The 20,680-nt window shown below is 72.4% G+C and carries 16 protein-coding genes and 5 pseudogenes; 10 read left to right on the top strand and 11 right to left on the bottom strand.

Annotated elements, in window-relative coordinates; translation table 11 throughout:
• Window positions 1–9 precede the first annotated feature (9 nt).
• A complete protein-coding gene (locus tag DEJ15_RS05540) occupies window positions 10–522 on the top strand; it encodes a mycothiol transferase (RefSeq protein WP_110823963.1) in 513 nt (170 codons plus the stop codon).
• 202 nt (window positions 523–724) lie between these two features.
• On the opposite strand, the pseudogene DEJ15_RS19380 reads toward DEJ15_RS05540, so the two are convergent.
• Window positions 725–2,891, bottom strand: a pseudogene (locus DEJ15_RS19380) (DEAD/DEAH box helicase).
• A 261-nt stretch (window positions 2,892–3,152) separates the two neighbouring features.
• Complete coding sequence (locus DEJ15_RS05530; protein ID WP_258365770.1) at window positions 3,153–4,007, bottom strand: polyphosphate kinase 2 family protein; 855 nt, start codon at window positions 4,005–4,007, stop codon at window positions 3,153–3,155.
• A 324-nt stretch (window positions 4,008–4,331) separates the two neighbouring features.
• On the opposite strand from DEJ15_RS05530, the gene DEJ15_RS19375 reads away from it, so the two are divergent.
• Both DEJ15_RS19375 and DEJ15_RS05520 read left to right on the top strand, forming a co-directional pair.
• Window positions 4,332–5,147 carry an alpha/beta hydrolase gene (locus tag DEJ15_RS19375; protein ID WP_284175839.1) on the top strand — a complete coding sequence of 272 codons (816 nt, stop codon included), beginning with the start codon at window positions 4,332–4,334 and terminating at the stop codon, window positions 5,145–5,147.
• A gap of 83 nt (window positions 5,148–5,230) precedes the next feature.
• Window positions 5,231–5,488 (top strand): hypothetical protein, encoded by a 258-nt coding sequence (locus DEJ15_RS05520; RefSeq protein ID WP_110823521.1) that lies wholly within the window; start codon window positions 5,231–5,233, stop codon window positions 5,486–5,488.
• Window positions 5,489–5,576: 88 nt separating this feature from the next.
• Here DEJ15_RS05520 and DEJ15_RS17875 read toward each other — a convergent pair.
• From DEJ15_RS17875 to DEJ15_RS05485, 6 genes and pseudogenes are all read right to left on the bottom strand, one after another.
• Window positions 5,577–8,959, bottom strand: a pseudogene (locus tag DEJ15_RS17875) (efflux RND transporter permease subunit).
• A 97-nt stretch (window positions 8,960–9,056) separates the two neighbouring features.
• Window positions 9,057–9,494 carry a DUF6518 family protein gene (locus DEJ15_RS05505; protein ID WP_284176297.1) on the bottom strand — a complete coding sequence of 146 codons (438 nt, stop codon included), beginning with the start codon at window positions 9,492–9,494 and terminating at the stop codon, window positions 9,057–9,059.
• A 79-nt stretch (window positions 9,495–9,573) separates the two neighbouring features.
• Window positions 9,574–9,654 (bottom strand): annotated as a pseudogene (locus DEJ15_RS19370) (hypothetical protein); the annotation flags it as partial.
• A gap of 381 nt (window positions 9,655–10,035) precedes the next feature.
• Window positions 10,036–10,455, bottom strand: coding sequence for an aminotransferase-like domain-containing protein (locus DEJ15_RS05495; protein WP_284175835.1), 420 nt, complete (start codon window positions 10,453–10,455; stop codon window positions 10,036–10,038).
• Entirely contained in the window at window positions 10,455–10,862 is a 408-nt protein-coding gene (locus DEJ15_RS05490; protein ID WP_284175834.1) for an aminotransferase class I/II-fold pyridoxal phosphate-dependent enzyme, read from the bottom strand. Before DEJ15_RS05490 ends, DEJ15_RS05495 begins: the two co-directional genes overlap by 1 nt.
• A complete protein-coding gene (locus tag DEJ15_RS05485) occupies window positions 10,795–11,277 on the bottom strand; it encodes a GntR family transcriptional regulator (protein ID WP_284175833.1) in 483 nt (160 codons plus the stop codon). The genes DEJ15_RS05490 and DEJ15_RS05485 overlap by 68 nt, the downstream gene beginning before the upstream one ends.
• Window positions 11,278–11,438: 161 nt before the next feature.
• On the opposite strand from DEJ15_RS05485, the gene yczE reads away from it, so the two are divergent.
• The 6 genes and pseudogenes from yczE (at window position 11,439) to DEJ15_RS05455 (ending at window position 17,360) form a co-directional block, all read left to right on the top strand.
• On the top strand, window positions 11,439–12,104 hold the full coding sequence (yczE, locus tag DEJ15_RS05480; RefSeq protein WP_110823518.1) for a membrane protein YczE: 666 nt from the start codon (window positions 11,439–11,441) through the stop codon (window positions 12,102–12,104).
• A gap of 362 nt (window positions 12,105–12,466) precedes the next feature.
• On the top strand, window positions 12,467–13,042 hold the full coding sequence (locus DEJ15_RS05475) for a DUF4097 family beta strand repeat-containing protein (protein ID WP_284175832.1): 576 nt from the start codon (window positions 12,467–12,469) through the stop codon (window positions 13,040–13,042).
• Window positions 13,039–13,632: a PadR family transcriptional regulator gene (locus DEJ15_RS05470; protein WP_110823516.1), complete on the top strand. Its 594-nt coding sequence runs from the start codon at window positions 13,039–13,041 to the stop codon at window positions 13,630–13,632. The genes DEJ15_RS05475 and DEJ15_RS05470 overlap by 4 nt, the downstream gene beginning before the upstream one ends.
• 271 nt (window positions 13,633–13,903) lie before the next feature.
• Window positions 13,904–16,056, top strand: a pseudogene (locus tag DEJ15_RS05465) (APC family permease).
• Window positions 16,057–16,176: 120 nt separating this feature from the next.
• Complete coding sequence (locus DEJ15_RS05460; RefSeq protein WP_110823515.1) at window positions 16,177–17,001, top strand: hypothetical protein; 825 nt, start codon at window positions 16,177–16,179, stop codon at window positions 16,999–17,001.
• Between the two features lie 113 nt (window positions 17,002–17,114).
• Window positions 17,115–17,360: a DUF3072 domain-containing protein gene (locus tag DEJ15_RS05455; RefSeq protein ID WP_110823514.1), complete on the top strand. Its 246-nt coding sequence runs from the start codon at window positions 17,115–17,117 to the stop codon at window positions 17,358–17,360.
• Between the two features lie 149 nt (window positions 17,361–17,509).
• Here DEJ15_RS05455 and DEJ15_RS05450 read toward each other — a convergent pair whose 3' ends face one another.
• Window positions 17,510–18,658, bottom strand: a complete 1,149-nt coding sequence (locus DEJ15_RS05450) for an NAD(P)-binding domain-containing protein (protein WP_110823513.1) — start codon at window positions 18,656–18,658, stop codon at window positions 17,510–17,512.
• Window positions 18,659–18,821: 163 nt separating this feature from the next.
• On the opposite strand from DEJ15_RS05450, the gene DEJ15_RS05445 reads away from it, so the two are divergent.
• Window positions 18,822–19,028 (top strand): DUF3073 domain-containing protein, encoded by a 207-nt coding sequence (locus tag DEJ15_RS05445; RefSeq protein ID WP_110823512.1) that lies wholly within the window; start codon window positions 18,822–18,824, stop codon window positions 19,026–19,028.
• Between the two features lie 485 nt (window positions 19,029–19,513).
• On the opposite strand, the gene DEJ15_RS17870 is transcribed toward DEJ15_RS05445, so the two are convergent.
• Entirely contained in the window at window positions 19,514–20,143 is a 630-nt protein-coding gene (locus DEJ15_RS17870; protein WP_349814944.1) for an AIR synthase-related protein, read from the bottom strand.
• Window positions 20,058–20,546 (bottom strand): annotated as a pseudogene (locus tag DEJ15_RS17865) (AIR synthase related protein); the annotation flags it as partial. The gene DEJ15_RS17870 and the pseudogene DEJ15_RS17865, both read right to left, overlap by 86 nt.
• Window positions 20,547–20,680 lie beyond the last annotated feature (134 nt).

Here is a 20,680-nt window from a genome sequence, read left to right as displayed (position 1 = left end):
GTCGGACACATGACCACTCCCGCCGAACTCCTCGTCGAAGCGTTCTCCCGCGTGCCCGAGACCGTCGGACGCGCCGTCGACGGCCTGTCGGAGGACCAGCTCGCGTCCCGACCGGCCGCCGGGGCGAACACGCTCGCCTGGCTCGCCTGGCACATCGCCCGCGGTCAGGACGCCCAGGTCGCCGCCCTCGCCGGTACCGAACAGGTGTGGACGGCGGACGGCTGGGTCGAACGCTTCGGTCTGCCCTTCCCCGCCGAGGCGCTCGGGTACGGCATGTCCCGCGACGACGTCGGTCGCGTCCGCGCGTCGGCGGCACTCCTCACCGGGTACCTCGACGCGGTGCACGCGCGCACGGTCGCGTACCTGCAGACGCTCTCGCCGGAGGACCTCGAGACCGTCGTCGACGACTCGTACGACCCGCCCGTGACCGTCGGTGTGCGGCTCGTGAGCATCCTCGACGACTGCATCCAGCACGCCGGCCAGGCCGGCTACGCCCGGGGCGTGCTCTTCTTCAACCGCTGACGATCCCCGCGACACGCAACCCCGGCGACCTGACGCAACGCCGTCGCGTTGCGCGTCGTCGCCCTCGTTGCGTTCCGCGGGGACGACGGACAGGAGGTGGGCCCCACCAGCAGGTTCCGACACGACGCGCCAGCGGCGTGGCGGCCGTGCCTGGAGGGACGGTACCAGCTGGTACCGGGCCTCCTGTGCGCGCGTGGTCGGGTCAGCGCGCGGCGAGCTCCGCGATGATGCGGTCGCCGGGGCCGCTCTCGACGAGGTCCGCCTCGATCTCCGCGTGCTCGAGGATGCCCTCGATCTTGCGGCGACGGCCGCGCGGGACGATCGTGACGACGGTGCCCTCCTTGCCGGCACGGCCCGTACGGCCGGACCGGTGCATGTACGCCTTGTAGTCGTCCGGGGCGTCGGCCTGCACGACGAGCGAGACGTCGTCGACGTGGATGCCGCGGGCCGCCACGTCGGTGGCGACGAGCACGTTCACGCGGCCACTGGTGAGCAGCTGCAGGTTGCGCGTGCGTCGCGATTGGTTGAGGTCGCCGTGCAGCGACGTCGCGCGGATGCCGGCGTCCTCGAACTGGTCGGCGAGACGCTCGGCGTAGGCGCGGGTCCGGGCGAAGACGATGGTCTTGCCCTCACCGGCGACGAGCTCCTCGAGGACGCGGTCCTTGTCGCGCTGCTCGACCACGAGCACGCGGTGGTCGATGGTCGAGGACGCCTGGTCCTCACCCGCGACCTCGTGCACGCTCGGCTCGTGCAGGAACTCCTCGACGAGCGCTGCCACCTGGGTGTCGAGCGTCGCGCTGAACAGGAGCTTCTGCGCGCGGTTGCCCTGCGGGGTGACCTCGGCCGTCGCGGAGAGGATCTCCTGGACGGGCTCGAGGAACCCGAGGTCGCACATGTGGTCGGCCTCGTCGAGGACGGAGATGATGACCTCGCTGAGGTCGAGCGTCCCCCTTCTTCATGAGGTCCTGGACACGGCCCGGGGTGCCGACGATGATGTCGACGCCACGCTGGAGGGCACCCTCCTGGCGGCCGTAGGGCACACCGCCGTAGATCTGCGTCGTGAACAGGCCGACCGACCGGGCGATCGGCTGCACCGTGCGGTCGATCTGCAGGGCGAGCTCGCGCGTCGGGGCGAGGATGAGCGCACGGGGGGCGCGGCCCATCTTGCGCTTCGTGCCGCCGCCGTGCTCCATGAGCTTCTCGACCAGCGGCGCACCGAACGCGATCGTCTTGCCCGACCCGGTGCGGCCTCGGCCGAGGACGTCCTTGCCGGCCAGGACGTCGGGGATCGTCGCCGCCTGGATCGGGAACGGGCTGCTCGCACCGAGTTCGGCCAGCGCGCGGGAGATGTTGCCGCCGATGCCGAGGTCGCCGAAGGTCACGCCCTCGACGTCCGCGGCCACGATCGACTCGGCCTGGAGCTTCTCGAGCTTGACGTCGTCGGCCGGGACGAAGTGGCCGCGAGGAGCGTCGTCACGACGCGGGGCGCGGTCGCGGTCGTCACGGTCGAAGCGACGGGGCGCACGCTCATCGCTGTCACGACGCGGGGCGCGATCGCTGCGGTCGAACGATCGCGGCGCGCGGTCGTCACGGTCGAAGCGACGCGGCGCACGGTCGTCACGGTCGAAACGACGCGGCGCACGCTCGTCGCTGTCACGACGCGGCGCACGGTCATCACGGTTGAAGCTGCGCGGCGCGCGGTCATCGCGATCGAAGCGACGGGGGCCGCGGTCATCGGCGTCACGACGCGGCGCGCGGTCGTCACGGTCGAAGCGACGCGGCGCACGCTCTTCGCTGTCACGACGCGGCGCACGGTCATCACGGTTGGAGCTGCGCGGGGCGCGGTCGTCACGGTCGAAGCGACGCGGCGCACGCTCGTCGCTGTCACGGCGCGGAGCACGGTCGTTACGGTCGAACGAACGCGGCGCACGCTCGTCGCGGTCGAACCGACGAGGAGCACGGTCGTCGCTGTCACGGCGCGGAGCACTGGGCCCCTGCGAGCCGGTTCCGGCGCGACGCGGAGCCTGCGGAGCGTCGGGACGGCCGTGCGAGTAGGGAGCGTTGCGGTCGAACGAGCGCGGCGCACGCTCGTCGCGGTCCGAACCGCGCGCGGGGCGGCCCGCACCGCGCGGCTCCCACGCAGGGCGGCTGCCGCGGCTGTCGCGCGGCTCCCAGTTCGGGCGCTCGCCCGAGGACGGACGGGAACGACGCTCGTCGGCGTCCCAGCGCTGCTTCTGGCGGGGAGCCGTCGGCTCGGCAGCGCGGAAGCCGCGGTGCTTGGCGCTGCGAGCGGCAGGGGTGCCGTTCGGGTGGCGCGTGCGGTCGGTGCGGTCGGCGCGGGAGTTCGCGCCCTTGTCGTACGGGGCCATGTGTTCTTTCCGGGGTGCAGACGTACCACGCAGCCCGGCAGCGACATCGGCGGGGGGCGGCTCGTGGAAAGGGGGGTTCATCGCAACGTCGATCGACGCGATTCCAGCCCTCGAACTACACAACACCCAAACACGTCCGCGGCTCGCGGCCGCGGTGTCGAAGGCCGACCGATCAAGCATACGCGACCCGGCCCCGTCAGACCAGCCCCGTCGACCGGTGGGATCGGAGGCGGAAGTGGGACGGGCCTCCCGGCGGTCGGGTCAGGACTCGGCGAGCCGCTGGCGCTGCTCGGCCACGTCGAAGTCCGCCGCGGGCCACGAGAGGTGCATGTCCTCGAGGGCGCGCAGCAGGAGCTGCTGGATGGCGAGACGGGCGTACCACTTGCGGTTCGCCGGCACGACGTACCACGGGGCCTCCGGTGTCGCGGTGCGGTCGAAGACCACCTGGTACGCGTCCTGGTAGTCGTCCCAGAGCAGGCGGTCGTCGATGTCGCCCGGGTTGAACTTCCAGTGCTTGTCCGGCCGGTCGAGGCGGTCGCCGAGTCGTTCGCGCTGCTCGTCCTTCGAGATGTGCAGCATCACCTTGATGATCGTCGTGCCCTGCTCGGTGAGCCGGCGCTCGAAGTCGACGATCGCGCCGTAGCGCCGTTCGATCTCGTCCGGTCCGGCGAACTGCCGGACACGCTGGACCAGCACGTCCTCGTAGTGGGAGCGGTCGAAGACGCCGAGCTGTCCCGCGTCCGGCAACTGCCGTTCGACGCGCCAGAGGAAGTCGTGCTCGCGCTCCTCAGCGGTGGGGGCCTTGAAACCCGCGTAGCGCACGCCGTTGGGGTCGACCGCGCCGACCACGTGGGACACGATGCCGCCCTTGCCCGCGGTGTCCATCGCCTGCAGGACGAGCAGCACACGGCGCTGGTCCCCCGCCGTCGCCGCTGCCCAGAGCCGTTCCTGCAGGGCCGCCAGGCGGGAGGCGCCCGCGGCGAGCGCTTCCAGCCCGTCGATTCTGCGGCCCGGGAACCCCGGGGTGGCGTCGGGGTCGACCGTGTCGAGCCGGAACCCCGAGCCGACGCGCAGGAGCGGCTCGGGGTCGGCGTTCCAGGACTTCTGACGGCTCACGGGTCCTCCTGCGGATCTCGCGTCCATCCTGGCACCCCCCACCTGCCCATGTACCGTGGCTGGCGATGAAGTCCGGCCGCCGTACCCTGCTCGCGCTCGTCGCCGCGGCCGCGGTCGTCGGCGCAGCGGCGTCGTGCACCGTCGACGGGACCGGGGACGGGAACAGCACCGTCACCGCCGACCCCGTCATCTACCCGCTGTCGTTGGAGTACCACGGCATCGACGTCGTGCCGGACGTGCCGTACGGGCAGGACCCCCCTGCAGCAGCTCGACGTGTGCCTGCCGGCCGACAGTCCGCCCGAGAGCACGTCCACGCCCACCCCGATGCCGACGCCGACCGCGCCGGCATCCGAGGAGCCGGACCGCGTCGAGGTCGGTTCGCGCCCTGCCGTGATGATGATCCACGGCGGCAGCTGGTCCCACGGCGACAAGGCCACGGCGGCGTACCGGTCGGTCTGTCAGTTCCTGGCGTCCGAGGGGTTCGTGACGTTCAACGTCGACTACCGCCTCGCACCGACCGACCCGTTCCCGGCCGGTCTCGACGACGTCCGTCGCGCGCTCGACTTCGTCTTCCGGCCGACCACCATGCAGACGTACGACGTCGACCCGGACCGGGTCGGGGTGTTCGGTGGCAGCGCCGGCGGCAACCTGGCCGCGCTCCTGGCCGTCGAGGACCACGAGTCGAGCGCCTACGCCGACGGCTCCCGCATCCGGGCGGTCGTCGACCTGAGCGGGCCGACCGACCTCACGGTCCGGTCCACCGGTGCTGAGGGGGGTCGCTGCCTCGTTCCAGCGGAAGCAGTTGCTGTACCTCGGGTGCGAGTCGTACCGGTCGTGCCCGGCGGCCGGACGAGCGTCGCCGATGTACCAGGTGACGCAGGAGACCGCGCCGTTCTTCATCGGGCACTCCACCGACGAGTTCATCCCGCTGTGGGAGTCGCAGCGCTTCGCGACGACCCTGCGCGACCACGGCGTCCCGGTGACGTTCGTCGCTGTGCAGGGGTCGGCGCACTCGATCGCGCAGCTCGACCGGGCGATGAGCCGGCGGGTCACGGCGTTCCTGCGCGACAACCTGGGCTGACGCTGACGCTGACGCTGACGCCGGCGCCGTCCGGCCCGGCTGACCGTTCCCCGGGGTGACGTGCTCCGGGGTGACGTGCCCCGCACGGGTGGCACCCGGAGCGGGACTGTCGATGATGTCGACGGATCGTCAGGCTTGGCGGGTGACGCACCCCTCGATCTCCGCCCCGGCCACCTCCGCCGTGCGTGCCCGCACCGGCAGCTGGACGTCGGTCCGCACCGCCGCGGAACTCCTGCTGGGGCTCTCCTTCTTCGTCACGGTGGCGTCCGGTTGGTACGGCGCTGCCGTCGGGCAGGCAACCGTGGTCACACCGGTCGCGGCGGTCGTGTTCCTCGTCACCGTGACGTGCGTGCTGGTGTCCTGGTTCCGCGAGCTCGACCAGGACTCCGACGGCCGCTGACACCGTCTGCGTGCCGTCGGCCGCACGGTCGCACGACCCGATGCATGCAGGGGCACGCCGCCGCATGAGCGGCGACGCGCCCCGCTGATCACGCCTCGGCGCGAGCCGCCTTCCGCTGCGCCCGACGCTCACGAGCACCCTCGACCAGGGCGTACAACGCCGGCAGCACGACGAGCGTCAGCAGCGTCGACGACACCAGACCACCGATCACGACGAGGGCCAGCGGCTGGGAGATGAACCCCGACTTGCCGGTGAGCCCGATCGCCATCGGCAGCAGCGCGAAGATCGTCGCCAGCGCGGTCATCAGGATCGGGCGGAGGCGTCGGGTCGCGCCCTCGAGCAACGCCTCCCGGACTGGCAGTCCTCGTCGCCGGTACTGGTTCACCAGGTCGATGAGGACGATCGCGTTCGTCACGACGATGCCGACGAGCATGAGCAGCCCGATGAGCGACGCGACACCGATCGGGACGCCCGAGATGACCTGCAGCAGGATCGCACCGGTCGCGGCGAACGGCACCGAGACCAGGAGCATGAGCGGCTGGAGCAGGCTCCGGAACGTGGCGACCATGATCACGTAGACGATCAGCACGGCGACCACGACGGCGAGGCCGAGCTGCGAGAACGCCGACGACTGGCTCGCGGCGACACCGCCGATGGAGGCGCTCGCCCCGCGCGGCAGGTCGAGTTCGTCGACCGCCTTCGTGACGGACTGCACGGCGGCCCCGAGGTTCGTCGCGTCCGGTGTGACGGTGATCGTGGCGGTCCGGGCGGCGTTCGTCGTCGTGACCGTCGTGGGCCCCTCGGACTGCTCGACCGACGCGACGTCCGTCAGCGGCACGGTGCCGGTGCTCGTCGGCACGTCGAGTGAGCGCAGTGCCTCGACGGTCGTCGGCGGGTCCGGGTTCGCGATGTACACGTCGAGCGTGGCGTCGTCGATCTCGATGCTGCCGGTGTCACGCGGCGACACCGCGGCGGCCACGAGTCCACCGACCTGGGTCTCGGTGAGTCCGAGGTCGGCGGCCTTCGCCCGGTCCACTCGGACGGCGAGGAAGGGCTCCGCCGCGGACAGGTTGCTCGTCGCGCCGGTGGTGCCCTCGACCGAACGCATGGTCGCGAGGACCTTGCGTGAGGCGGTCTCGAGCTGCGCCTGCGTCGGGGCGGTGACGTCCACCTCGATGTCGCTGCTGCCGCCGAACCCACCACCGGACGAGGCGATGGTGATCTCGCCCACGCCGTCGATGGCGTCGAGCCGCTTCCGGGCGTCGGCCTGGATCGTCGGCTGGTCGGCTTCCGCATCGGTGGTGACCGCGTACTGCACGGAAGCCGATCCGCCGCCGCCGAACGCGGCCTGGATGGACTGCCCGCTCGTGCCGATGGTGGTCTGGACGGTCTCGACGCCGGGGACGTCCTGCAGTTCCCGCTCCACCTGTCGTGCGGAGTCGGACTGGACGTCGAGGCTCGAACCGGCCTTCAGGTCCTGGGTCACGGTGAAGGTGTTCTGCCCGGAGTCCCCGAGGTAGTTCGTGGTGACCAACGGCAGCGCGGCGGCCGTGCCACCCAGGACCACGACGGCGAGCAGGACCACGACGACCGGCGCCCGGACGGCCCAGCGGAGCACCGGGAGGTACACGCGACGGAGACGGTCCGAGGTGCCGGCGTCGTGCAGGTCCGCGGCGGACGCGAGCGCGGCCTCGGACGTCGGACGGACGGCGGGCTCGTCCGCGCGCCCCACGGCGTGCGCGGTCTGCTCGTCCCGCTCAGCTGTGGCCCGCTCCGCTGTGGCCTGCTCCACTGTGGCCTGCTCCCCCCGTGGCCTGCTTCGCCTTCTTCGGGCGCAGCCACCAGTAGGCGAGCACCGGGACGATCGTGAGCGACACGAGCAGCGAGGCCACGAGCGCCAGGGTGACGGTCACCGCGAACGGCCGGAAGAGCTCCCCGACGAGTTCCGCGACGAAGGCCACGGGGAGGAACACCGCGACGGTCGTGAGCGTCGACGCGGTGACGGCGCCGGCGACCTCGCGGACGGCGTCGAGCACGGCCTGCGCTCGGTCGACGCCGGGGCGCATGTGCCGCTTGATGTTCTCGATGACGACGATGGAGTCGTCCACCACACGGCCGATCGCGATGGTGAGCGCGGCCAGCGTGATGATGTTGAGCGAGTAGCCCGCCGCCTGCATGCCGATCGCCGCGAGGAGCACCGACGTCGGGATCGAGACCGCCGTCACGAGGGTGGACCGCACCGAGAGCAGGAACACCAGGATGACGACGACCGCGAAGGCCAGGCCGAGCAGTCCCTCCTCGGCCAGGGAGTCGATCGACTGCTGGATGTAGGGCGCCTGGTCGAAGACGACGGTGAAGCGCGGGTCGCCCTCGATCTTGGCCTCGATGCCGGGCAGCGCGTCGCCGACGACGGTCGACACGTCGACGGTGTTGGCCTCCTGCGTCTTCGTGATCGAGATCGTCAGGGCCTGCTCGCCGTCGACGCGGCTGATCGACGTCCGCGGCGACTCCTTGATCGCGACCTCGGCGACGTCGCCGAGGGTGGTGTCGGTCGGGGTCACGGCAGGGGTCGCGGCCGCGTCGGTGGGTGCGGCGTCGGTCGCGCCACCGGTCGTCGTCCCGCCCGGGGTCGTCGCACCGGCAGCGGGCCCACCGGCGGCGGGTGCACCGGCGCCGGGTGCGCCGGTCGTGTCGGTCGACGTGGTGTCCGCCGCGTCCGATCCGCCCGAGCCGGACGAGTTGGTGAGGGGCAACGCGCGGATGTCCTCGAGCGACGCGATCCGCTCACCGGTCTGCACCGAGAGGGTCGACCCGTCCTCCGTGATCGTGCCACCCGGGATCAGCGTGCCGTTGTCGTCGAGGGCGTCCGAGATCGCCGTCTGACTGAGCCCCCGGGCCGCGAGCTCGTCCTCGTCCGGTGTGATGACGACGCGACGCCCGGGGTTGCCGAACACGTCGGCCTGCCGGACCCCGTCGAGCTTCTCGAGGTCGGGGATCGCGGTCGCCTGCAGCCGGTCGACCAGCTCCTCCTGGTTGCCGGACGACGAGACCGCGACCTGCAGCACCGGCAGGTCGTCGAAGGACCCGGTGACGATCTGCGTCTGTACGGAGTCGGGGAGCGAGAGGGCGTTGACCGCGGTCTGGATCTTGTCCTCGGCGCTGGCCAGGTTCGAGCCGTAGTCGAACGAGGCGGAGACGACGCTCTGCCCGGTGGACGACGTCGCACTCGTCGACTCGAGGTCGGGCACGACCTGGATCGCCTGCTCGATCTTCGTCGAGACGTCGTTCGACACGACCTCCGGCGTGGCCCCCCGGGTAGGCGCTGACGATGGCGACCTGCGGGAACTCGACGCTCGGGATGAGTTCCTGCTTGAGGCTCGACAGGGCGACGCCACCGAAGACGGCCACCACGATCGTCACGAGGGCGATGAGGGCCCGGTTCCGGAGACTGAAGACGGAGAGGAGGTGCACGCCCTGATCCTCGCAGCCCGGTCCTGCATCCACCCAGCCGAAGTGCATCCTGGGGATGAACGTGCAGGTACCCGGACGTGTGGCGGGGACCTCCCGGTCAGGCGGCGCCGAGCAGGGAGTACACGGCGAGCACGCCGACCGAGCCGACGACGCCGACCCCGAGCGCGACCGCACGGCCGATCGGCGACCGGGCCAACGCGATGCCGGCGACGAGGACGCCGACCCCGACCACGATCTGGACGACCCACGTGGCGGTCCCCGTGGTCGCGGCGACCTGCAGCAGGGCGCGGGCGCCCTCGCCGATGAGGACCGCAGCGGTCACACCGGCGGCGGCACCCCGCCAGCGGCCGTCCGGAGACCGGAGCGCGACGGCGACGGCACCGGCGAGCAGCCCGGCGGGCAGTGCCATCACGACCCAGAAGTTGGTGATCGACAGCGAGTCCGGGTAGCCGCGGAGGTTCGTCGTCGCCCAGTAGCCGATGTGCATGAGCTCGAGCAGCACGACGCCGAGCGCCATCGCGAGCGCGGTCCGCAGCCGCGGTCGGACACTCCCCCCGAGCGACCCCGGCGGCGAGCACGAGCAGCACGGCGACGACGAACCACGGCCCGGCCGCGTTGGAGATGGACGCCAGCCCGGGCACCGCCTGCCCGAAGCTCGTCGCGACGCCGGCGAGCACGGCCCCGGTCACCGCCATGGTGAGTCGGGCGACCGGCGGCACGGCACTGCCGCTCGGGTGCCCGGGAGCGGTCGGCGACGCGGCCCGGGCGACACCGGGAGAGGACAGGGTGCTGTTCATGGTCTCGATGCTGGCGTGCCCGTCCGCTCGTCACATCACCCGGGAGGGGCATGGGCATCCTCCGCAGGAGTGACGCGGCCGACCGCGGACCACGGACGCGGACGTCCGCGCACCACGGACGCGGCCGACCGCGCACCGCAGACCACAGACCACAGACCACAGACGCGTGCGTCCTCAGACCACCGCCGCCGACGACCCCCCGCGCGCCCACGGTCGCCCCGCCCACCCGTGCCCAGGACCGCGCGAGGGCGTCGACCACGCGCTCCCGTTCCTCCGCGGTCAGGGTGAACGGCACGCGGAGCGACCGCTCGAACCCGCCGTCCGGCCCGAACACGCCCCCCGGACGCGAGCACGACCCCCCTCGGACCGCGCCGCGAGGACCAGCGCGGTCGACACCGGACGCCCGAGCCCCACCCACGTGGTCAACCCGCCGGCCGGCGACGGGACGTCCCACTCCGGCAGCCGTTCCCGCAACGCGGCGACGAGGCCGTCGCGACCCGCGCGCAGGGCCGGACGCCGGGCCTCCAGGACGGCCGCCGTCTGCGGGACCAGTTCACGCGCGACGAGTTGGTCCAGCGTCGGCGTCCCGAGGTCGCCCGTCGGCCGCGCGAGGAGCAGGCGGTGCAGGAGCTCCGGAGCAGCCCGGATCCAGCCGATCCGCAGCCCGCCCCAGAACACCTTGTCCGCCGAACCGACCATCACGACCTCGCCCGGCGCCCCGGCGGCCAGCGGGGGCGCGGATGGGCCGTCGATGCGGAGCTCCCCCCATCGTCTCGTCGGCCACGACGACCGTGCCGACGGCCGCGGCGGCCTCGAGCAGGACGCTCCGCGTGGACGTCGGCATGGTCGCGCCCGTCGGGTTGTGCAGCTCGGGCATGACGTAGGCCATCGTCGGCGCCGAGCGGCGCAGGGTCGCGTCGAGCACGCCTTCGTCCCACCCACCGCGGGGGGTCGACGGGGACCGACACCAGCCGACCACCGGCAGCGCGGAGGGCCTCGTGCGCGTGCGGGTAGGTCGGCGACTCGACGAGCACCGGGTCACCGCGCCCGACGAGCACCCGTGCCAGCAGCGCGATCGCGTGTTGGGCGCCGACGGTGACGATCACCTCGGAGGGCGAGGTCGGCAGCCCCCCGGGCCGTGTACCGCTCCGCGATCGCCGCGCGGAGGCCCGGGTCCCCGACGGTGTCGAACCCGATCCCGGCGAGCGCCGCCGGCAGGTGCCGCATCGCGCGTTCGACGGCCTCGGCCACGACCGGGGCGCTCCGCAGGGCGGCCTTCCGCAGGTCGAGCACGTCCGCGGGTACGACGCCGCCGAGCTCCTCGGGGTCCGGGCGCCCCTCGAGCGGCAGGCGGACGACGCTGCCCGACCCGCGGAGGGACGTCAGGAAGCCGTCGACGCGGAGTCGTGCGTACGCGTTCGCGACGGTGGTGCGGGAGACGCCGAGTGCGGCCGCGAGCCCGCGTTCGGCGGGCAGGCGAGCGCCGTGCGGGATGCGCCCGTCGATGACGAGGACCCGCACGGCGTCGGCGAGCGCCTCGTACGCCGGGGCGTCGGAGCCGGCACGCCAGTGCGTCAGGAGTACGGCGGCGGAGCGGGCACTGAGGAGGACGGGGGGTCACGGGGTCCACAGTAGGACGATTGGCTCTCGACCAGCAGGCCAATCTGTTCCAAGCTCGAACCGTGTCCCGCTCCTCCACCGTGTCCCTCCGTTTCGTCCAACTCCTCGTCGGCCTGTTCCTCTACGGCGCCTCGGTCGCACTGCAGGTCCGCGCGGTCGTCGGCGTCTCGTCGTGGACCGTCCTCACGCAGGGCCTGGAGAACGTCCTGCCGTGGTCGTTCGGCGTCATCACGGTCGTGTCCAGCCTGGTGATCCTGCTGTTCTGGATCCCGCTCCGGCAACGACCTGGGATCGGCACGCTGCTCAACGCCCTCGCGATCGGTCCGGCAGCCGACCTGGTCCTCTGGCTGGTCCCCGAACCGGCCGGCCTGGTCGGTCGCGTCCTGCTGTTCGTCGGGAGCATCGCCCTGCTCGCGGTCGCGACGGCGTGCTACATCGGCGCGGGCTTCGGCACCGGCGCACGGGACGGCCTGATGGTCGGGCTGCACGAACGGTTCGGCTGGCCGGTGTGGGTGGCGCGCACGGTCGTGGAGGTCACGGTCGTCGTCGTCGGCTGGCTGCTCGGCGGGGACGTCGGCGTCGGCACGGTGGTCGCCGCGTTCGCGATCGGTCCGCTGGTCCAGCCGCTCATGCCGCTGTTCCGCCGGTTCCCGTGGAGCCCCGGCCGGGAGGCCAGACCCGCTCCCGCCCCGCTGGTCGCTGACCGTCTGCCCGACGTCTCGATCTGACCCTGGCGTCCGCACAGGACGCGATGTATCGTGTCGCGAAAGACGCGATACATCGCGTTCCGTCCGACACCGAGGAGCAGTCATGGCACAGGAGAAATGGCTCGTCGACGAGCCGAAGGTCATCGACACCGGGATCGTCCGCGCACTGCGGGTGGGCCTGGTCGGCGGGCAGGTGGACGTCGTCACGCACGATGAGCCGACCGCGCGCGTGGAGATCCACCAGGTCTCCGGCAAGCCCATCAAGGTGGAGATCGAGGGCGACACCCTGACGGTCGACCACCCCCAGATGCGCTGGGACGACCCCCCTCGGCTTCCTCAAGTCCTTCCGCGGCGGCGGCGCCCGCGCGGACGTCAGCATCCTCGTGCCACGGGACGTCACGGTCACGCTCGGCGTCGTCTCCGCCGGCGTCCTGCTCTCCGGCACCGAGCGCGGCGCGGTGCTCAACAGCGTCTCCGGGGACGTCGTCGTCGACGCGGTCATCGGTGACGTCCAGGTCCACGCGGTCTCCGGCACGACCACGATCCGCGACCAGGTCGGCACCGTCACGCTCCGGACGGTCTCGGGCGACGTCGTCGCCACCGGCGAGATCCGTCGGTTCTCGGCCGACGCCGTCTCGTCCGCCGTGGTGCTCGACCTGCACGGCACCCCGGACAGCGTGAAGGTGAACACCGTCTCCGGCCCGGTCGACGTCCGACTCGAGCACGGCACGGCCTACACGAGCACCATCACCACCGCCACCGGCCGCCTGCAGTTCGACGACGCCGAGCTCCGCGGCACCCGCGGCACGTACACCCGGACCGACGGGGAGCTCTCCGGCTCGTACGTCGACATCCGGGTCAACTCCGTCTCCGGCGACGTCGCGATCGTGCACGGCCCGGCACCAGTCCCGGCCGCCGACACCACCCCGACCGCCGACGAGCAGGGCGGTGTCGCATGAGCCCCGTCTTCGCGCACGGACACCTGCGCCTGTACCTGCTCGTCCTGCTCGCCGACCACCCGATGCACGGCTACGAGGTCATCACCGCGCTCGGCGACCGCTTCGGCGGCACCTACGTCCCGAGTGCCGGCACCGTGTACCCGCGGCTCGCCAAGCTCGAGGAGGACGGCCTGGTCACGAAGACCTCCGACGGCCGGAAGACCGTCTACGCGATCACCGAGGCCGGTCGCGCCGAGCTCGACGCACGAGCCGACGAGGTCGCCCAGCTCGAGAACGGTGTCGCGGACAGCGTGAAGTCGCTCGCCGACGGCGTCCGCGCGTCGGTCGGCGCCGCGATGGAGTCGCTCCGCGCCGACCTCGCCGCCGCGCAGCACAGCGGCCCGACGGGGGCCCCGGGTGCCGCCGGCGCCGAGCCGGCACCGGTCGCGGGGTCCGGCGGCCGGACCCTCCGCGACGCCGAGATGGCGGTCGCCGTGTTCCGGCAGCAGCTCCGTGCCGACCTGCGTCGCCGCGCAGCCCGCGGCACGCTCGACGACGCTGCGGTCCAGCGCCTCCGTGACGGCCTGGAGGCCCTGCGCGGGTCGTTCTGAAGCGACCGGACACCAGGACGACCGGTCCGGCGGGGCGGACGCGGTCCGGGCCTCCCGGCCGTCACCGGAGCACCGACCGTCGAACCTGTCCGTTCCTTCAGAGAAGGACAGGAGAACCCCTCCGATCCGCGACGATCCGCGGATCGGAGGGGTTCTCCGCGTCCCGTCCGCTCGTGGGGGAATACGGTTCCGGCCTCCGGTGTTGCGTTCGCCCCGCCAACGAGTAAGTTCGTCGCTCGTGACCAACGAGACCCGGTCGTTGAAAGCCCGACTGATCGGCGACCCGCTCCCCTCCGAGAAACTCGAGGGGCAGCTCCTGCCGAAGCACCTGGCGCTCCCCATCTTCGCCAGCGACCCGCTCTCCTCCGTGGCGTACGCACCGCAGGAACTGCTCATGATCCTGCTGCTCGGCGGGATGGCGTTCCTGACGTTCGCCCCCCTGGGTGGCCGCGCTCGTCGTGCTGCTGCTCGTGGTCGTCGTCGCGTCCTACCGGCAGCTCATCAAGGCGTACCCGTCCGGGGGGTGGCGACTACGAGGTCGCCCACCGGAACCTCGGCGAGAAGGCCGGGCTCGTCGTCGCGAGCGCCCTCCTCGTCGACTACGTGATGACGGTCGCCGTGTCGGTGGCCTCCGGCGTCGACAACATCATCTCGGCGCTGCCGATGCTCAACCCGTTCCGCGTGGAGCTGGCGCTCCTGTTCGTCGTGCTGCTGGCGGCCGCGAACCTCCGCGGCGTCCGCGAGTCGAGCAAGGCCTTCGCCGTCCCGACCTACCTGTTCGTGGCGAGCGTCTTCCTGATGGTGGTGACCGGCCTCGTCCGCATCGTCGCCGGGGACGCGCCCGTGGCCGAGTCCGCCGGCTACACCGTCGAGAACATCGAGCACACCACGCAGGCGGCCTTCATCCTCCTGCTCCTCCGGGCCTTCGCGTCCGGCTGTTCGGCGCTCACCGGTGTCGAGGCGATCGCGAACGGCATCCCGGCCTTCCGCCGGCCGAAGATCAAGAACGCGCAGCAGACCCTCGTGCTCATGGGCGGCATCGCGATCGTGCTGTTCGTCGGCCTCATCACGCTCGCCCTCGTCTCCCGCGTGCACTACGCCGAGAACGCGTGCGACCTGCAGGGCTTCGCGGACTGCGCGGCGACACCGCAGCGCTCCCTCATCGCCCAGATCGCCGCGGCCACGTTCGGCAACAACTCGGTCCTGTTCTTCGTCATCCAGGCGACCACGGCGGCGGTGCTGCTCCTCGCCGCGAACACGGCGTTCAACGGGTTCCCGCTGCTCGGCTCGATCCTGGCGCGCGACTCCTACGCCCCGAAGGCGCTGTCCACCCGCGGTGACCGGCTCATCTACTCGAACGGCGTCATCGTGCTCGCGCTCGTCGCGGCCGCACTGCTCATCGTCTACCGGGCGAACGTCACGAGCCTGATCCAGCTGTACATCATCGGCGTGTTCGTCTCGTTCACGCTCGGGCAGAGCGGGATGGTCAAGCACTGGGTGAGCCTGCTCCGCGCCGACCGTGCCGGCACCGCCGGGGAGCCCGTGCACCGCGGGCAGGTCATCCGCAGCCTCACGATCAACTCGATCGGCGCCACCTTCACGTTCGTGGTGCTCGTCATCGTCACCATCACGAAGTTCACGCACGGCGCCTGGCTCGTCTTCGTGATCATGCCGGTGCTGTTCGTGCTCATGCTCGGCGTGAACCGCTACTACCGCGACGTCTCGCACGAGATCGCGGCCGACGCGGAGACCGAGTTCGGCGCCACGGGCGACCACGCCATCGTCCTCGTGAACAAGCTGCAGAAGCCCGTGCTGAAGGCGCTCGACTACGCCATCGCCGCGAAGCACGCCGACCTCGAGGCGGTGCACGTCGCCATCGACGACGCCGAGGCCGCGCGCCTCCGGGAGCAGTGGGCCGAGCACGGCATCGAGGTCCCGTTGACGATGGTGCCGAGCCCGTACCGCGACATCTCGATGCCGCTCATCAAGTACATCAAGGCGCACCGGCTCGAGCACGGATCCGAGGTCGTCACGGTCTACACCCCGGTGTTCATCGTCGGCCACTGGTGGGAGGGGCTGCTGCACAACCACCGCGGCCGCCGCATCCGCAAGAAGCTGCTGCTCATGCACGGCGTCACGGTCGCGCTCGTCCCGTGGCTGCTCGACTCGTCGGAGCTGCTCTACGGCAAGCGCTCCCGACCCTTCCCCGGGCAGGACCGCCGCGGCGAGCCCGTCCGACCCGCCCTCCGCCGGTCGCCGCACGGCGTCTTCCGCTCGGAGGCCGAGGAGGACCGCCTCATCCGCTCCGCCCAGCGCAACAGCCTGGAACCGCAGAAGCTCGCGCACGCCGGCACCCCCCTCGCGCCGAGCGACGCGACCGGCCGGCCCCGCGGAGGGCGTCGACCCCGCGACCTGCACGGGTGAGATACGATCCCTCGTCCCGACCGCCCCGCCGGTCCCGCACGCGCCGGACGACCGCGTCTGAGCCGAGCACGGTCGAGCGATGACCCCGCGTGACGGTGTCCGGTCGTACCATGTGACCCCATGACCACCGTGCCCGAGGACCTCCGTACCTTCGCGACCTTCGACGGACACGGCGGCAAGGTCTCGAAGCGCGTCGAGGTGCTCGACCACCGCCCGCCGGTCTCGCCGGACGGCCGCTACGACGGGCTCGTCGCGGTGCGCGGCGAGCACCCGCTCGGCGCGCTCGACGAGCGCGCCGCCGACGACTCCGCCGAACTGACGCGCGGCGTCGCGAGCATCGGCTGGGTGGACCCGGCCACGCTCCGGGACTGGTACCGGCCGGACCGGGTCGTGGTGAGCCTCCTGGACGCCCGCCGTTCCGGGCTGGAGCCCGGGGTCTACGCCGACTCACGAGGGCGCGGCCGGGTCCGCATCGACGGCCAGGAGGCCCACCTCGGCCCCGACGGGCGACCCGCGTTCCGCGCACTGGCCGGGACGGCGGAGGCCCCGAAGGTCGACGTCCCGCTGCCGATGGACCAGGCCGTGCGGCTCGTGGTCGTGACCGTCGCGGGGCGCGACGGCGACGACCTGGGCGGGACAGCACCGGCGCACCGCACGTCGACCGGCGCTGCCGGCGTGGAGGTCGTGACGACGCCCGTGGCGCCGCTCCTGGCCCCCGGCGAGTACCCGGAGTACGCCGACGACGTGCCGGGGCTGCCGCCGCGACCCGCGTCCGGACGGGTCCGCGTGAGCGCCTCGGTGCTGCTGGACGGGGCCCTGCACCCGGTGGACCGGCTCGACGAACAGGCGAACACGCTCTGGATCGAGCGGGGCGGCCGGGTCGTCCCGATCGCGGCGAGCGACGTCGGCGGGGACCTGGTGCGGTACACGGCGACGCCGGTCTGACGCGGGACTGGCGCCGGACTGGCGCCGGTCCGGCGTCGCCTGTCCGTTCGCCGGTCGTCGGGGGGACGCCGTGCTGCGCGGGACGTCGGGGGGTGCGGCGTACGGTCACGCTCATGAGTGATGCAGACCAGAATCAGCCGGAGACCCTCGGCGGCGAGCGCCCGGACCCGTCGACCACCGCGAGCAAGGACCCCGAGCAGTGGGTGACCGGTGACGAGCCGATGACCGGCCCGCAGCGCAGCTACCTCGACACCCTCGCGCGCGAAGCCGGCGAGGAGCTCCCCGCCGACCTCAACAAGGCCGAGGCCTCGGAGAACATCGACCGCCTGCAGCAGAAGACCGGCCGCGGCACCAACTGAACCGCAGGCGTTGCTGTACGGCGGTCCGCATCCCAGCGGGCCGCCGTCCGGCATCTCCGTCGCGATCGCCGTCACGGTCACGGTCGACCTGGACTGCCAGACGGAGCCGCGAGGCGCCCGATGTCAGCGGTGGGGTCCACCGCTGTCGGTCACGCCCGAGCGGGTGACCGCTCCCCGTCGTCCGCGGCCAGCACCGCCAGGACCTGGCGGGCGATCCGACGACCGGCGCGGTTCGCACCGATGGTCGACGCCTGCGGGCCGTACCCGGCGAGGAAGAGGCGCGGTTCGGCTCCGGCACGCCCGTCCTCCACGACGACCCCACCGGCCTCGGTCCGCAGGTGCAGCGGCGCGAGGTGCCGGAGGTCCGCGCGGAACCCGGTCGCCCAGATGACGGCGTCGGCGTGGACGTGCTCACCGGTCGCGGTCTCGACGCCGTCCGCGTCGAGCCGGACGAACATCGGCTCGGGCTGCAACAGCCCACGCGCCAGGCCGCGTCGGATCCGCGGGGAGACCGGGAGGCCCGTCCCGCTGACGATGCTCGGCAGCGTCCGTCCCGCCTTCGCTGCCCGGTCCTGGTCCTCGACGGCCGCCACGGCGGCGCCGAGCGCGAGTTCCGGGTCGTCGGACCAGACCACCGGGCGACGGGAGAACCACCGCGTGGTCCGGGCGACGCCGTCGAGCTCGAGCAGGAAGCCAATGGCGCTCGTACCGCCACCGACGACCACGACGTCCTGCCCCGCGAACTCCGACGCGTCGCGGTAGCCCGTCGTGTCGAGCTGCCGGCCCCGGAACACGTCGCGACCCGGCACCCACGGCACGAACGGTGTGCCCCACGTACCGGAGGCGTTGACGACCACCTCCGCGCGGATCACCCCGGTGGTCCCGTCGTCGTCGCGGGTCTCGACCACGAGCGCGGGCGTGCTCCCGGCGGGACCGGACCCGACCTCGCGGCGGACCGCCGTGACGGCGACGGGGCGACGCACCCGGAGGTCGTGGTGCTCCTCGAACCGCCGGTAGTACTCCGCGACGACGTCACGGGCCGGACGTGAGCGGTCCGCGTCGTCGAAGTGCAACCCCATCTCGTGCATGCCCGGCAGGTCGTGCACCCGGTGCGCGATGCCGAGCCGGAGGGCCTCCCAGCGGAACTGCCACGCGCCTCCCGTTCCCGGAGCACGGTCGAGGACGACCAGGTCGCGGCCGGCGGTGAGTCCGGCGCGCTGGAGGTGCCAGGCGACGGAGAGGCCTGCCTGGCCCGCGCCGATCACGACGACACGGGCGTGTTGGTCGGCGGTGCGCATCACCCTCGATTCTGCTGTGCTCGGGACGCGCCGGGCGAAGTCGGCAACGGGGTACATGGTAAAGTGGCCGACAGATTTCAAACCACGAACCGTCTGTTCTTCCCGGGTGCACACTCGTCGCCCGCCGAGACCGGACACGAGCCGACACAGAGGGGGGTCACGCATGGGGCGCGGCCGTCAGAAGGCGAAGCACACCAAGGTCGCCCGGGAGCTGAAGTACTTCAGCCCGGACACGAACTACGGTGCTCTCGAACGCGAACTCTCCGTCGCACAACAGTCGGACGAGCCCGACTACGTCGACCGCTGGGCCGACGAGTTCGGTGACGATGGTGACCTGGAGAACCAGACGGACACGAACAAGTCCGCCTGACCTCCCGGTCTGACGACGCCGCGCTCCTCCGGGGAGCGCGGCGTCTCGTCGTGCCCGGGCGGATGCCTCGTCGCGCCTCCGCTGCGGCACGCCGTGCCGGCCTCGCCTCCGCCGGGGTTGCACGATCTGCCGCCGCGCGGGCATCCGCCGAGGTTGCACGGTCTGCCGCCGCCGGGCATCCGCCGAGGTTGCACGATCTGCCGCCGCGGGCATCCGCCGAGGTTGCGCGATCTGCCGCCTCCGCGCGCCGGTGGCGGCCGCTTCTGCGACCTCGACGGAGCGCGCATGGCGGGTCGTGCGACCTCGACGACGCCGGGCACGGTGAGTCGTGCGAACGCGACGACGCGCGGCACCGAGGAGGTTCCGCAACTCGCCGCGCGTCGGACGTCCCGGTGCCACGAACGCGGGATCTCGCGCGCCGAGGTTCCGTGATTCTGGAACCTCGGGGGAGCGGGCTGCCCAGGGGCGGTACCGGGCGGGGCGCCTCAGCCCGCGTAGGACCCCACGAGGCGCACGGCCCCGCCGTCGACGCCCTTGGCGCCCTGCTCGAACCCGGTCAGGTCGCGCGCACCGGTCGACACCGAGCCGACCGTCCACGCGGGCAGTCCGGCTGCCCCGAGGGTCGCGATGACCTCGTCCGCCGCGGCACCGGACACGACGGCGAACATGCCGATGCCGAGGTTCCAGGTGCCCTCGGTGTCCTCGATCGGGGTGCCGGCCAGGTCGGCGAGCACGCGGAACACCGGCAGCGGCTGCCAGGTGGACCGCTCGACCTCGACCCAGGACCCGACGGGCAGCACGCGCGCCAGGTTCGCCGCGATGCCACCGCCCGTCACGTGCGAGAGCGAGTGCACGGCACCGGGGTGCTGCTCGATCAGGTCCAGCAGCGGGGACGTGTACAGGCGGGTCGGCTCGAGCAGGGCCTCCCCCCACCAGGCCGCCGAGCTCCGGCAGCGTGTCCGTGTAGCCGATGCCGCGCTGGCCGAGGACGTGCCGGACGAGCGAGTACCCGTTCGAGTGCAGTCCGGAGGACTCGATCGCGATGACCGCGTCGCCGTCCTGCACGAGGTGCGCGCCGAGCTGCGAGCCGGCCTCGACCGCGCCGACCGCGGCACCGGCGACGTCGTAGTCGTCCGGACCGAGCAGGCCGGGGTGTTCCGCGGTCTCGCCACCGACGAGCGCGGTGCCCGTGGCCGCACAGCCGCGGGCGATCCCGGCGACGATGTCGGCGATCCGGTTCGGCACGACCCGGCCGCAGGCGATGTAGTCCGTCATGAAGAGCGGCTTCGCGCCGACCACGACGATGTCGTCGACGACCATGCCGACCAGGTCCTGCCCGATGGTGTCGTGCTTGTCGATGGCCTGCGCGATCGCGACCTTCGTCCCCACGCCGTCGGTCGAGGTCGCGAGCAACGGGCGCTCGAAGTCCTTGAGGAACGAGACGTCGTAGAGCCCGGCGAAGCCACCGACGCCGCCCAGGACGGACGCGTTGTGCGTCGCCGAGACGGCGGACTTCATGAGCTCGACGGCCAGGTCACCGGCGGCGGTGTCGACACCGGCCTCGGCGTAGGGGTTGGGCATACGTCGTCCTCCGCTGGGCATGGCAGACTTGTTCGGTACCACCCGATCCTACGGTCTGGAGCACCCCGCGA

The organism is Curtobacterium sp. MCJR17_043 (assembly GCF_003224315.2).
Classification (GTDB): Bacteria; Actinomycetota; Actinomycetes; order Actinomycetales; family Microbacteriaceae; genus Curtobacterium.
This window is presented reverse-complemented; position numbering and strand designations above follow the sequence as displayed.